Here is a 13,567-nt window from a genome sequence, read left to right on the forward strand (position 1 = left end):
TCCGACGCCGCCGGACGGATACGCATCCACGTCCCCTGGGTCCACTCGAATTCACGGCGCGCCGTCGCGGTGGAAGAAGCGGTGGATAAACAGAACGGGGTACGGGCGGTACACGCCTACCCCCACACCGGTTCGGTCGTCGTGTGGTATTCGCCGAAGCGCTGCGATCGCTCGGCCGTACTGGCCGCGATCGCCTCGGCCGGGCAGGTCGCCGCCGAACTGATCCCGGCGCGCACGCCGCGGTCGTCGGACATCCGCAACACCGAGGTGCTGCGCATGGTGATCGGCGGCGCGGCGCTGGCGCTACTGGGCTTGCGCCGCTATGCCTTCCAGCGGCCGCCGCTGCTCGGTCCGAGCGGCCAGCTGATCGCGACCGGCTCGACGGTGTTTCTGGGCTATCCGTTCCTGCGCGGTGCGCTGCGTTCCCTTCGGTCCGGTCGCGCCGGCACCGATGCGCTGGTGACCGCCGCGACGGTGGCCAGTTTGGTGCTGCGCGAGAACGTGGTCGCGCTGACCGTGCTGTGGCTGCTCAATATCGGTGAGTACCTGCAGGATCTGACCTTGCGCCGCACCCGACGGGCGATCTCCGATCTGCTGCGCGGCACCACCGACGCGGCCTGGGTCCGTCTTGGTGACGGCCCCCAAGCCGGCACTGAGGTGCAGGTGCCGATCGACACCGTGCAGATCGGCGACGAGGTCGTGGTGCACGACCATGTGGCGATTCCGGTGGACGGTGACGTGGTGGACGGGGAGGCCATTGTCGACCAGTCCGCGATCACCGGTGAAACGCTGCCGGTCAGCATTGTCACCGGGGCGACGGTGCATGCAGGTTCGGTGGTGCTGCGGGGTCGGCTGGTGGTTCGCGCGCGCGCGGTCGGAAACCAAACCGCCATCGGCCGCATCATCACGAGGGTCGAAGAGGCGCAACATGACCGGGCGCCCATCCAAACCGTCGGGGAGAACTTCTCCGGCCGCTTCGTTCCGATCTCCTTCATCGTGTCGGCGATCACCCTGGTGGTCACCGGCGATGTCCGGCGCGCGATGACTATGCTGCTGATCGCCTGCCCGTGCGCCGTCGGACTGTCGACGCCGACCGCGATCAGCGCGGCGATCGGGAACGGCGCGCGCCGCGGCATCCTGATCAAGGGCGGATCTCACCTGGAACAGGCCGGCCGGGCAGACGCGATCGTCTTCGACAAGACCGGTACGCTTACGGTCGGACGTCCCGTGGTGACCAATGTCATTGCCATACACAAGAATTGGCAACCCGAGCAAGTTCTCGCCTATGCGGCCAGCTCAGAGTTGCACTCCCGCCACCCGCTGGCCGAGGCCGTGATCCGCTCGACCGAAGAACGGCGCATCATCATTCCGCCGCATGAGGAATGCGAGGTGCTGGTCGGCCTGGGCATGCGAACCTGGGCCGACGGAAGGACGCTGCTGCTGGGCAGCCCGTCCCTGCTGCGCGCCGAAAACGTCAAGGTGTCGAAGAAGGCGGCGGACTGGGTCGACACGTTGCAGCGCCAGGCCGAGAACCCGTTGCTGCTTGCGGTGGACGGCACGCTCGTCGGGCTGATCAGCCTGCGAGACGAGATACGACCCGAAGCACGCGATGTCGTGAAGAAGTTGCGCGACAACGGGATCCGTCGGATTGTCATGCTCACCGGCGACCACCCCCAGGTCGCCGAGGTGGTCGCCACGGAGCTGGGTATCGACGAGTGGCGCGCCGAGGTGCTGCCGGAAGACAAACTCGAGGTGGTGCGCGCGCTGCAGGACGAGGGACACGTCGTCGGCATGGTCGGCGACGGCATCAATGACGCCCCGGCGTTGGCGGCGGCCGACATCGGAATCGCGATGGGGCTGGCCGGAACCGACGTCGCTGTCGAAACCGCCGACGTCGCGCTGGCCAACGACGACCTGCAACGCCTGCTCGACGTGCGGGATCTGGGCGCCCGCGCGGTCGACGTGATCCGGCAGAACTACGGCATGTCGATCGCGGTCAACGCCGCCGGACTGCTGATCGGCGCCGGCGGCGCCTTGTCACCGGTGCTCGCCGCGATCCTGCACAACGCGTCGTCGGTGGCCGTCGTCGCCAACAGCTCCCGGCTGATCCGCTACCGGCTGGATCAAAGCGTGCAATAATGTCGCCCGTAAGGCGATAACGATGCAGGAAGCCGGTGCGAATCCGGCGCGGTCCCGCCACTGTCATCGGGGAGCGACCCTCATCAGCCACGGCCACTCCGGCTGGAAGGCGAGGCGAGCAGCGATCCGAGAGCCAGGACACTCGCGTCATCGCGTCCTGCGACCCGGGGCGGTGTACCCCGAGAGAGCTGACGTCCGTGTCGAGTCCGGCATGGGTAGCCGTCGTGGCAGCCAGCGGTCTGGCGCTCACTGTCGGCGCCTGTTCCCTACCCGCCGATGCCTGCACCAGCCGGCGATCGTGTTCGTTACGCCTGACCCCCGTATTGCGCTGCTCAACGAACGTGCAGCTACTGCCCCTTTGTGCCCACGCGGCACCTCGGCCCGGATCTCAGCCGGCTCACGTCTCGTGCTCTGACGAAATATCATGGGCCGCAATCGTTTCGGCAAATTCGGCTCGCGCTGGACCAGCTGCGGCCGCTAGTGACGCACCCCGGAGGCGGGCTGTTCGATGACTGCGTACTTCCGTCAAGGCTCAGCCAACGCAGAAAGGTGACAGCATGACTGACGCCAATCCGGCCGTCGTCGAAGCCGAAGGCAGCGGAAAAGAACAGCGCTGGCCGCTGCCCGCCGACGAGCGAAGCCTGCTCGACCTGATCCACCTGTGCTTCGGGGAGTACTGGGACGACATCTGGTTCGGCATCATGGTGCAGGGCGCGGCCTGGGAGGTCGCCGCGCCGAACCCGCCCAAGCGGATTTCGATGACCGACGGCTACGCCACGGTCGACTTCGGCCGCTGGCATTTCCACCTGTGCATCGGCGAGCACAAGGCGAGCGGCCCGGAGTTGGGCCGCATCCGCAGATGTGCGCGCGCCGAACTGTATCGCCGGATTGGCGGCGACGGGTGTCCCACGTCATGGGGTGTGCGGCTTTACAACGGTCGCGACGAACAGATGATGACGCTCCTGCTGCCCAACCCCTTTTTGACCAATAACCAGCAGATCCGCGACCAGCCCGCGTGGGAGCAGCTGGAACTGTGGGACCGGCTGCGGGCCGACTACCTCGGACTGGAGTCCGACCCGTTTGACCGCGCCGGCAGGGGATTTCGGCACGGATGATCTTCATGGCCGCACCCCCGGAGGTGCATTCGACGCTGCTGAGTAGCGGGCCGGGCCCGGGTTCGCTACTGGCGGCCGCGGGCGCCTGGAGCGCGCTGAGCGCCGAGTACGCGCAGACGGCGGCGGAACTCGATGCACTGTTGGCGGCGGTGCGGGCCGGCACGTGGGACGGCCCCACCTCCGAGGCGTTCGTGGCCGCCTACCAGCCGTATCTGGCGTGGCTTACCCAGGCCAGCGCCGACAGCGCGGCAACGGCCGCCCGACACGAAACCGCGGCCGCCGCCTACGCTGGCGCCCTGGCCGCGATGCCGACGTTGCCCGAACTTGCGGCCAACCACGCGACCCACGCGGCGTTGCTCGCGACGAATTTCTTCGGCATCAACACCATTCCCATCGCGCTCAACGAGGCCGACTACGCCCGGATGTGGGTTCAGGCCGCCACCGTGATGGATACCTATCAGGCGGTCTCGGCCGCGGCGGTCGATTCCGCACCACACACCTCCCCGGCGCCGCAGATCGTGAAATCCGATGCGGCGGTGGCTAACTCACGTCCCGGCTCGAATGTGGTATTCAATTTCTTCACATGGCTTGACCAGCTCATCGATCAGCTTCTCGGCCCTAAACTCACCGGCCCTCCATACTATGTGGGCGAACCGTTTTATGACTTTGCAAGCCTGGCGAATCTCAAGAGCATCATCGCCTACATCCTCAGCCCGCCCGCCAATTTCACCACCGGCCAGCCGTTAAATCTGCTGGGGGCAACCCAATCCCTGCTGTCCTTACCCGGCATCTACTGGTCTGGGTACGAAGGGGTGGCGGCGGCGATCGGGAATAACGTGCCGCTGCTGACTTTCGCGTCGGCGGTCTACGCGATCGAGGTCTTTTTCGACTTCAGTACCCAGCTCCTGCAGTATGCGTACTTCGCGGCCACGACGACTCCGCTGCTGCCGACGGTTGCGGCGCTTCCGGTGTTGGCGGTCCCGCTGGCTGCGGTCGGCGGTGTGGCGGGGTTGGCGGGCTTGGCCGGCCTCGCGCAGCCGGCCGTGGTGCCGGTCGCGCCGTCCACCCCGGCCCTGCCGGTCTTGGGCCCGCCGGCGGTCCCAGTCCCGACCACCATGCCGGCCACCGTCGCGACCGCGACGCCGACCCCGGCTCCCGGCACGCCGGTGCCCCCTGCTCCCGGCGCTCCTTCGCCGCCGCCCGCAGGACCGGGGCCTTTTCCGTATCTGGTGGGGGGCCTGGGAGTGGGCGTCCAGAAAGGCGCAGGCGAGGGCGCCGCAAGGAAGGCGCCGGCGCCCGACGCCGCCGCGGCTGCGGCGGCCGCCGCAGCGACACAGCAGAGGGCGGGGGCGCGGCGGCGCCGGCGGCCGACGGCCGAACAGCTCGGCCGCGGTTACGAATACATGGACCTGGAGCCCGAAACCGAACCGCAGGACAACAAGCCGCCGAACGAGCAGTGGTTTGCGTCGGCGGCTCCGGATCGCGGCTCGGGAACCCTGGGATTTGCCGGAACGGCACACAGCAAGACCGCCGCCACTGCGGCGGGCTTGGCCAGACTTGGCGACGACGCGTTCGGAAGCGGACCGCGCATACCGATGGTGCCGGGCGCCCTGGGCGTCGACTCGGCACGGCCCGACAGCCAATGATTCGCGCCCGTCAGGCAGGATAGGAACTCGGTTCAGCAGCCGCAGTCCTCGCCGCGCCAGGCCCGGATGCCCTGCCAGACCGCCGCGGCGGCAATGCCCAGCCCGATCGCCGGGTCGAACCACCACCCCCCGGACCAACTTGCCGTGACCGCAAGGCCGACCAGCACCGCGGCGGCCTGCGCCCCGCACAGGTAGTTCTGGGTGCCTTCGCCCGCGGTGGCTCCCGAGCCCAGCCGCACGGCGAGTGCGTGTTTGGCGCGGCCGAGGGTCGGCATCAGCACCAGGGCGACCGCCGCCACCCCGATACCGATCACCGAGGTTTCGGCATGGTGCTCGCCGACGAGGTGGCGGACGGACTCCGCTGCGATGTAGGGGGACGTCAGCCAGAACGACAACGCGACGCCGAGTTGGGCGCGCCGTTCCGCCGTGTGCGACAGGGTGCGCGAGCCGGTGAACCGCCACACCACCATCGCGCTGGCCAGACCCTCGGGCGCGCTGCCCAACGCCCAGCCGGTCAACGCGACCGATCCCGCCGCGAGGCCCTGCCAGAGCCCCAGGACGCCCTCGGTGAGCATCGCCACCAGGCTGAACCACGCCAGCCGTCGCGCCCACCGGGCGGCGCGGTGCCACCCCGGGTCGCGCGGCACGTGATGGCTGGCGTCCGCGCCGCAGGTTGCGGAGACAAGCCCGGCCGGATGGCCGATCGAAGGGGAATCGGTCACCAGGCGATGGTAAGTCACCGCGGGGCGGGCACCGCTACGTCAACCCGACGATGGTCGACCCGAACGCGTCACCGAGCGTCTCGCCGGCCGCGAGGTCGCCGACGAGGGTCTGCAACTCGTCGACGACGTCGGTGAACACCGATCCCGGGAACTGAAGTATCGCGGTGCCGGTGCTGAGCAGGCCGGCCTGCAGCGCACTCTCGATTGTCGCCGGGTCGCCGCCCAGGGCGGCGTCGACGACGTTGAAGATGGCGGCCTGCGGGGGCACAATAAGGTCGCGAAAGTCGACGACCAGGTCGGTGATCAATCCCGGATTCTGCGGGATGGCTTGTCCCGCCCAACTGACCAACGTCCAGCCGGCCTCGGGATTGCCCTCGACCTCCACCACGTCACCGTTGGGCAGGAACAGGCCACCCTTATCTCCCGTGACCAGCGAGTCGATGAAGCGGGGGACGAAGAACGCCAAGTCGGGGTTTGTGACGTTGCCCAACACCCAGCTGCTGATCGCTGCCTCACCGGACCCGGCGACCACGGTGACCGAGCCGTTCGCGCTGACGACCGGATCAGCCACGGCGTCGTGGTACATCGTGTCGACCGCGTTGGTGTAGATCTCCTCGAACGCCGACCCGTTGACGTCGACGGAGCCCGGCATCGGCAGGGAGCGGAACCCGAACGCCCACGCGAACAGGGTCAGGTCGAAGAGAATCCCCGCAGGGGACAATTGCGGATTTCCAGCGTAGAGACCGCCGTCCATTTCGTCGAGCCCCGGCAGGATCTGGATGGACATGTCCTCGGACACGGCGAACGGATGGACGGTCTCGGGCATTCTGATGTCCACGCCGGCGAAGATGCCGGCTACCTTGTCCGGGCTGCCGAGCTGGCTGTCCAACAGCTGGCCGACGTCGTGCGCCTCCTGCTCGCCTTGGGAGTTGAGCGGAGTCCCGGGAGGCAGCCCGGAGACGCCGATCGTTCCCCCAACTTGGTCTGGCGAAACCTGGTTGGAGACCACGCCGTGCTCGACGAGGTCGATGACGATGTCTTGCTCCGCACCCGCGGTGTGGTGGATGTCCGGCAGGTGCACCGCGGCGAGGGGCGATTCCGCCGGGGTGACGGCGATGACACCGGCCCCTGCCAGGGCGACACCGGCTGATACCCAGGGGCAGAGAATCCTATTCATCAGGCGCTCCTCAGGAGATCCTCAGCGAAACATGCGGACGTTAGCACGGTGGAGCTGTGGATCTCAACCCGCGGCGCGCCGATCATCCGACGCGCAACGGATCAGGAGGCGGCGGACTCCACCTCACGGATGCGCGTGAGCAAGGCTTTCGCGGTTCGCATCGACAGGGCGGGCGACGGCCGCTCCAGGTACCACCATGCCTTCCGTCATGCCTTCCACCACGACGGCACCACGATGATCGCGTCGCCGCGCCACACCGCACGAAGGGCGCGTCGCGAGCCGACTCGGCGTCGACCGGTCGCTCGCGACGACTCGCTACGCTGGCTGGCATGACGCGCACCGATGACGACACCTGGGATCTGGCAACGAGCGTGGGGGCCACCGCAACCATGGTGGCCGCGGGGCGGGCCCGCGCCACCGGCACAAAACTCATCGACGACCGGTTCGCCGAACCGTTGGTGCGGGCCGTCGGAATCGACTTCTTCACCCGCTGGGCGATAGGTGAACTGGACTCCGCCGACGTCGACATCCCCGACTCCGGGTGGGGCATGCAGCGGATGACCGACGTCATGGCGGTGCGCACTCGACTGATCGACACCTTCTGCGCCGACGCGGTGGAATCTGGAATTCGCCAGGTGGTGATCCTGGCCTCCGGCCTGGATGCCCGCGGCTACCGGCTGACCTGGCCGGCCGACACCACCGTCTTCGAGATCGACCAGCCGCGGGTCCTGGAGTTCAAGGCCGCCACGCTGGCCGCGCTGGGTGCCACGCCGACCGCGCAGCTTCGTCCGGTGCCCATCGACCTGCGCCACGATTGGCCGACAGCGTTGCAGCACAACGGGTTCGACGCGAGCCGGCCCACCGCCTGGATCGCCGAAGGCCTGCTGGCGTTCTTGCCGCCGGAAGCGCAGGATCGCCTGCTGGACGACGTCACCGCGCTCAGCGCCGACGGCAGTCGGATGGTGGCCGAGATCTTCTTGAACTCATCGGATTCGCTGCAGGTCATGAACGCCGCAACCCAGAAGTGGTACGAAAACGGCCTGGACACCCGAATCGACGACCTGTGGTATTCCGGCGAGCGTCACGACGTCGCAAGCTATCTCGAACAGCGAGGTTGGCGCACCGTTCGTACCCTGTCCCGTCAACTGCTGGCCGACAACGGATTACCCCTCCCGGCGAGCACAGACGACGCAGCGGAAAACTACTACTGCACCGCGGTGCGAGGCTCGACCTGACGCCCGAGGGCGGTCGGCGATCACAACGACGAGTTCCTGACAACCGTTGCGCCGCAGGCTGGCTCAGCGCAGCAGCGCCCGTGACATCACCACCCGCTGGATCTGGTTGGTGCCCTCGTAAATCTGGGTGATCTTGGCGTCGCGCATCATCCGCTCCACCGGGAAGTCGACGGTGTAGCCGGCGCCGCCGAAAAGCTGCACGGCGTCGGTGGTGACTTCCATCGCCACATCGGAGGCGAAGCATTTCGACGCCGCCGAGATGAAACCCAGGTCGGGTTCGCCACGTTCGGCCCGGGCGGCGGCGGAGTAGACCATCAACCGCGCGGCCTCCACCTTCATCGCCATGTCGGCCAGCATGAACTGCACACCCTGGAAGGTGCTGACCGACTCGCCGAATTGCTTGCGGTCCTTGGTGTAGGCGATCGCCGCGTCCAGCGCGCCCTGCGCGATACCCACCGCCTGCGCTCCGATGGTCGGGCGGGTGTGATCCAACGTCGCCAGCGCGGTCTTGAAGCCGGTGCCCGGTTCACCGATGATCCGGTCCCCGGGGACCCGGCAGTTCTCGAAGTACAGCTCGGTGGTCGGCGAGCCCTTGATGCCCAGCTTGCGCTCCTTGGGACCGACGGAGAAACCCTCGTCGTCCTTGTGCACCATGAACGCCGAAATCCCGTTGGCACCCTTGTCCGGATCGGTCACCGCCATCACGGTGTACCAGGTCGACTTGCCGCCGTTGGTGATCCAGCACTTGGCGCCGTTGAGAATCCAGTCGTCGCCGTCGGTACGCGCCCGGGTCCGCATCGCCGCCGCGTCGCTGCCGGCCTCCCGCTCGCTCAACGCGTACGACGCCATCGCGCCCTCGGTGGCCAGCGTCGGCAACACCTGCTTCTTGAGCTCTTCCGAGCCGCGCAGGATCAGACCCATGGTGCCCAGCTTGTTGACCGCCGGGATCAGCGAGGCGGACGCGTCGACGCGGGCCACCTCCTCGATCACGATGCAGGCCGCCACCGAGTCCGCGCCCTGACCGCCGTACTCCTCGGGCACGTGCACCGCGTTGAAACCCGAGGAATTGAGCGCCGCGAGTGCTTCTTCGGGGAACCGGGGCTGTTCGTCGACCTCGGCGGCGTAGGGCGCGATCTCCTTCTCGGACAGGGCGCGGATCGCCGCCCGCAGCTCCTCGTGTTCCTCCGGCAACTTGTACACGTCAAACGACGGATTTCCCGCCCACCCAGCCATCCCGGCCTCCTTAAGACTCGCGGACAACTTTATCCTGCAGCGCCGCGTCCTTCGTCAGCACAGTCTCGGCCAGCTGGTCCTGGAAGGCGACGACCCGGTTGCGCAGCTCGGGATCCGACGCCGCCAGAATCCGCACCGCCAGCAGCCCGGCGTTGCGGGCGCCGCCGATCGACACCGTCGCCACCGGCACCCCGGCGGGCATCTGCACGATCGACAGCAGCGAGTCGAGGCCGTCGAGCCGCGCCAGCGGCACCGGGACCCCGACGACGGGCAAGGGTGTCGCCGCGGCGACCATCCCGGGCAGGTGGGCGGCGCCGCCCGCGCCGGCGATGATGACCTGCAGGCCGCGGGGCGCGGCCGTCCGGGCATAGTCGAGCATCGCCGCGGGAGTGCGATGCGCCGAGACGACGCGCACCTCGAACGCGACGCCGAACTCACGCAACGCCGCGGCGGCATCGGTCATCACCGACCAGTCGCTGTCGCTGCCCATGATCACCGCGACCCGGGGCGTATCAGTCACGGGGATCCCATCCGTCCGTCCACTGGGCGTGTGACAACCAGTGTGCCGCCAGCCCGGCCCGCTCACGCAGGTTTGTCACCTCGCCGATGTCGGCGCCCAGCAGGTTGACATGGCCGATCTTGCGGCCCGGCCGCTCCGCCTTGCCGTAGAGATGGACCCGTGCGTCGGGCATCCGCGCGAACAGGTGGTGCAGCCGCTCGTCGACGGTCATCGTCGGCGGCTGGGCGGCGCCCAGCACGTTGGCCATCACCGTCACGGGCGCGGTGGCCGCGGTGTCGCCCAGCGGGTAGTCCAGCACGGCGCGCAGATGCTGCTCGAACTGGCTGGTGCGGGCGCCGTCCATGGTCCAGTGCCCGGAGTTGTGCGGACGCATCGCCAGCTCGTTGACCAGCAGCGCGCCGTCGGCCGTCTCGAACAGCTCGACGGCCAGCACCCCGACGACTTCAAGCTCGGCCGCCAACCGCAACGCCAGCTGCTGCGCGGACGCGGCCAGGTCCCCGGGCAGCTCGGGCGCCGGGGCGATCACCAGCACGCAGATGCCGTCGCGCTGCACCGTTTGCACCACCGGCCACGCCGCCCCCTGGCCGAACGGTGAGCGCGCCACCAGCGCGGACAGCTCGCGGCGCATCGCGACCCGCTCCTCCACCAGCACCGGCACCTGCGCGTCGAGGTAGTCGCGGGCGAGCTGTCGCACCTGCTCCGGGTCGTCGGCCGTCTGCACGCCGCGGCCGTCGTAGCCGCCGCGCGCCGCCTTGACCACGACCGGCCCGCCGACACGCTCGGTGAACGCGGCAAGGCTGTTCAGGTCGTCGAGGCATTCGACCGCGGCGTAGCGCGGCACCGGCGCGCCGAGCTCCGCCAGCCGTCGCCGCATGACCAGCTTGTCCTGCGCGTGCACCAGCGCCTGCGGGGGCGGCGCCATGTTGACGCCCTCGGCGGACAGCTTCTCCAGCAGCTCGGTCGGGACGTGCTCGTGGTCGAAGGTCAGCACGTCGGCGCCGGTGGCGACGCGGCGCAGGTCGTCGAGGTCGGTGTGCGAGCCGATCACCACGTCCGGGGCGACCTGGGCGGCGGCGTCGCCGGCGTCGGCGGCCAGCACCCGCAGGCTCTGGCCCAGGGCGATCGCGGCCTGATGGGTCATCCGGGCGAGCTGACCCCCGCCGACCATGGCAACCCGGGGGTGCCGCGCGCAGGCGGGTGACGAGCCGGCAGTCGAATCCGATGGCACGGGTTTCATCGTGTCATGGGCGGCCCGCGGATTTTGCGGCGGTGACTAAGACCCCTCGAAGACTCCTCGAACGCTTCGCACGTTCAGGCACTAGTCCGTACACTGCGACACTGTGTCCTTTGCCGATGCCGCTGTCGCGCGGTTGCCGCGGCTGGTTCGACCGCACGTCGAACGCCATCACGAACTGGTCAAGTTCGCCATCGTCGGCGGGACCACGTTCGTCATCGACTCGGTGATCTTCTACACCCTCAAGCTGACGGTCCTGGAGCCCAAGCCGGTGACGGCCAAGGTGATCGCCGGGATCGTCGCGGTGATCGCGTCCTACATCCTCAACCGGGAGTGGAGCTTCCGGCACCGCGGCGGCCGCGAGCGCCACCACGAGGCGCTGCTGTTCTTCGCGTTCAGCGGGGTGGGCGTGATGCTGTCGATGGCTCCGCTGTGGTTCTCCATTTACGTGCTGGAGCTGCGGGTACCGGCGGTGTCGCTGACGGTGGAGAACATCGCCGACTTCGTCTCGGCCTACATCGTCGGCAACCTGCTGCAGATGGCGTTCCGGTTCTGGGCGTTCCGGCGGTGGGTGTTCCCCGACGAGTTCGGCCGCGCCCCGGAGCGGGCGCTGGAATCGGCGTTGACCGCCGGGGGCATCGCGGAGGTGTTCGAGGACACGATCGAAAGCGGCGGCACGGTCACGCTGATTCGGGCCTGGCGGCCGCGCGCCAACCGGTTCGGTCAGCTCGGCGACTCCCCGGATCGTGGACGTACCTCCCGCGTGCGGGGGCGGGTGTCGAAAACCTCGTGATAGAGCAGCGCGTGCACCTGTCTCACGCGCGGAATGTCGTGGAACTCCCACGGGTCCTGTGACGCCGACTCGACGATCAGCGTCCCGGTGCGCAGGATCCGGTCCACGATCCGGCGCCGGAATTCCACGCTGTCGATCCGCGCCAGCGGGAGGTCGATCCCGCTGCCTCTCAACACCCCCTGGCGGAACATCACCCGTCGGTCGGTGACGACGAAATGGGTGGTCAGCCAGCGTAGATACGGCCACAGGGTCCACCCGCCGACGACCACCAGCCAGATCCCCCAGATCACCCCGAAGACGACGTTCTTGGCGGTCGGGTCCCACTCCCGGCTGTTGACGACGGCGGCGGCGAAGGACGCCAGGCCGGTCGCCAGGATGAGCACGAGCACCGCCCCGATCAGCCGTTTCCAGTGCGGGTGGCGGTGCAGGACGATCTGTTCGCCCTCGGCCAGCACGTTGTCGGGGTAGGGCACGCCAGCACTCTAAGCGCCGGGGCCACCGACGGGCCGGCGTTGAGCTGTGGCAGGCGGCACCTGACTCGCGGCGGCCTGACTCGCGGCAACCTGACTCGCGGCGACCTCAACAGGGGCCGCCAACGCCATCCCGCGCTGGGTGGTCGCGCTCATACGTTCGTCGGGATCATGTGTTTGTCACCAGGTCTGCAGCACACCTAGGTAAATGTGACTAACGAGGCGTGTGGGTCGACTCTGTTCCGCCCAGCATCACCGAACGTGAAGCCGTTGCGACAATTGGCCGGATTTTTCGCAAGGGCTTCACGTTCGGTGACCCGACCCCCGGTGCACGGCACCCCAACGAACGTACGAGCCAGACCGCTCAAGTGCCGGGGCGCAGGTGCACGATGTCGCCGGCCGACACCGCCGCGCGCCGGGCGCCGGTGTCGATGCGCAACCGTCCCAGCTCGTCGACGGCTTCGGCGAGGCCCTCGATCTGCCGGTCGCCGGGCAGCAGGGCCCGCACCCGGGTGCCCAGCGTCGCGCTGTGCCGCCGATAGTCGGCAGCCAGTGCCGGGTCGGCGGCGCGCCACGCCTCGATGCGGGCTGCTAGATGGCTGAGTACGTTGCGCGCCAACATGTTTCGATCAAGGATGGGCGCGCCCAGTATGGCCAGGGAGGTTGCTGAGGTGTTGTCGGGGTCGGGTGCCTCGTCGGCGGTCATCGTCACATTCAGGCCGAGGCCGACGACGACGACGGGATGCGGAGCCGCGACCTCGGCCAGGATGCCGGCCAGCTTCTGCTCGCCCGCCACTACGTCGTTGGGCCACTTCAGGCGCACCGGAACGCCCGCCAGCGCGTCGGCGACGGCGACCCCGGCGGCCAGCGGCAGCCACCCCCACGCCCGGGCGGGCACACCGTCAGCGGACACCCCGACCGACAGCGCCAGCTGGGACCGCGGCGGCGCCGACCACCGCCGGCCGTGCCGGCCGCGACCGGCAGTCTGGTACTCGGCCAGCAGCACGGCGCCGTCGATGTCGACGCCGGCCGCGGCGCGGGCCAGCAGGTCGGCGTTGGTGGAGCCGGTTTCGGCGACCACGTCGAGCCGACGCCACGGCAGGCCCGGGCCCACCAGCCCGTCGGACAAGGCCACGGGGTCCAGTGGCGGCCGCGGCACCTCAGCGTTCACCTAGACACACTACGTCGATCTGGTCACGTCCATCCCGTCGACCGTTTCGCTTGGTCGTGCCTCTAGGTTTCCAGGGGATTGCCTTAACCACTCGACGCGGCGAACCTGACAG

12 protein-coding genes and 1 riboswitch are annotated in these 13,567 nt (G+C 68.8%); of the genes, 5 read left to right on the forward strand and 7 right to left on the reverse strand.

What is annotated here, in order from left to right; genetic code table 11:
- From ctpC to ABDW21_RS13550, 3 genes are all read left to right on the forward strand, one after another.
- The coding region (ctpC, locus tag ABDW21_RS13540; RefSeq protein ID WP_343710563.1) for a manganese-exporting P-type ATPase CtpC at window positions 1–2,139 on the forward strand (2,139 nt) is incomplete at its 5' end.
- A riboswitch (cobalamin riboswitch) is annotated at window positions 2,122–2,304 on the forward strand. It overlaps the preceding gene by 18 nt.
- Before the next feature lie 392 nt (window positions 2,305–2,696).
- Window positions 2,697–3,254 (forward strand): hypothetical protein, encoded by a 558-nt coding sequence (locus ABDW21_RS13545; RefSeq protein WP_343599782.1) that lies wholly within the window; start codon window positions 2,697–2,699, stop codon window positions 3,252–3,254.
- Window positions 3,251–4,900: a PPE family protein gene (locus tag ABDW21_RS13550; RefSeq protein WP_343599784.1), complete on the forward strand. Its 1,650-nt coding sequence runs from the start codon at window positions 3,251–3,253 to the stop codon at window positions 4,898–4,900. Before ABDW21_RS13545 ends, ABDW21_RS13550 begins: the two co-directional genes overlap by 4 nt.
- 32 nt (window positions 4,901–4,932) lie before the next feature.
- Here the strand turns inward: ABDW21_RS13550 and ABDW21_RS13555 are convergent, their stop codons facing one another.
- Together ABDW21_RS13555 and ABDW21_RS13560 are read right to left on the reverse strand one after the other, a co-directional pair.
- Entirely contained in the window at window positions 4,933–5,547 is a 615-nt protein-coding gene (locus ABDW21_RS13555) for a cation transporter (RefSeq protein ID WP_343599841.1), read from the reverse strand.
- Window positions 5,548–5,656: 109 nt separating this feature from the next.
- Window positions 5,657–6,799, reverse strand: a complete 1,143-nt coding sequence (locus ABDW21_RS13560; protein WP_343599786.1) for a histidine phosphatase family protein — start codon at window positions 6,797–6,799, stop codon at window positions 5,657–5,659.
- Window positions 6,800–7,128: 329 nt separating this feature from the next.
- Between ABDW21_RS13560 and ABDW21_RS13565 the strand changes: the two genes are divergently transcribed.
- Window positions 7,129–8,034 carry a class I SAM-dependent methyltransferase gene (locus tag ABDW21_RS13565; protein WP_343599787.1) on the forward strand — a complete coding sequence of 302 codons (906 nt, stop codon included), beginning with the start codon at window positions 7,129–7,131 and terminating at the stop codon, window positions 8,032–8,034.
- A gap of 63 nt (window positions 8,035–8,097) precedes the next feature.
- Here ABDW21_RS13565 and ABDW21_RS13570 read toward each other — a convergent pair whose 3' ends face one another.
- The 3 genes from ABDW21_RS13570 to ABDW21_RS13580 are packed head-to-tail and all read right to left on the reverse strand — an operon-like array spanning window position 8,098 to window position 11,024.
- The gene (locus ABDW21_RS13570) at window positions 8,098–9,267 is read right to left on the reverse strand and encodes an acyl-CoA dehydrogenase (RefSeq protein WP_343599788.1); all 1,170 of its coding nucleotides are present in this window, start codon (window positions 9,265–9,267) and stop codon (window positions 8,098–8,100) included.
- Between the two features lie 10 nt (window positions 9,268–9,277).
- A complete protein-coding gene (gene purE / locus ABDW21_RS13575; protein ID WP_343599843.1) occupies window positions 9,278–9,793 on the reverse strand; it encodes a 5-(carboxyamino)imidazole ribonucleotide mutase in 516 nt (171 codons plus the stop codon).
- A complete protein-coding gene (locus tag ABDW21_RS13580; RefSeq protein ID WP_343599790.1) occupies window positions 9,780–11,024 on the reverse strand; it encodes a 5-(carboxyamino)imidazole ribonucleotide synthase in 1,245 nt (414 codons plus the stop codon). Before ABDW21_RS13580 ends, purE begins: the two co-directional genes overlap by 14 nt.
- 103 nt (window positions 11,025–11,127) lie before the next feature.
- Between ABDW21_RS13580 and ABDW21_RS13585 the strand changes: the two genes are divergently transcribed.
- On the forward strand, window positions 11,128–11,814 hold the full coding sequence (locus ABDW21_RS13585; RefSeq protein ID WP_343599792.1) for a GtrA family protein: 687 nt from the start codon (window positions 11,128–11,130) through the stop codon (window positions 11,812–11,814).
- On the opposite strand, the gene ABDW21_RS13590 is transcribed toward ABDW21_RS13585, so the two are convergent.
- Both ABDW21_RS13590 and ABDW21_RS13595 read right to left on the reverse strand, forming a co-directional pair.
- On the reverse strand, window positions 11,745–12,287 hold the full coding sequence (locus ABDW21_RS13590) for a PH domain-containing protein (protein WP_343599794.1): 543 nt from the start codon (window positions 12,285–12,287) through the stop codon (window positions 11,745–11,747). The genes ABDW21_RS13585 and ABDW21_RS13590 overlap by 70 nt on opposite strands.
- Window positions 12,288–12,648: 361 nt before the next feature.
- Window positions 12,649–13,455 carry a biotin--[acetyl-CoA-carboxylase] ligase gene (locus ABDW21_RS13595; protein WP_343599796.1) on the reverse strand — a complete coding sequence of 269 codons (807 nt, stop codon included), beginning with the start codon at window positions 13,453–13,455 and terminating at the stop codon, window positions 12,649–12,651.
- Between the last annotated feature and the right edge of the window lie 112 nt (window positions 13,456–13,567).

The organism is Mycobacterium sp., assembly GCF_039583805.1.
Classification (GTDB): domain Bacteria; phylum Actinomycetota; class Actinomycetes; order Mycobacteriales; family Mycobacteriaceae; genus Mycobacterium.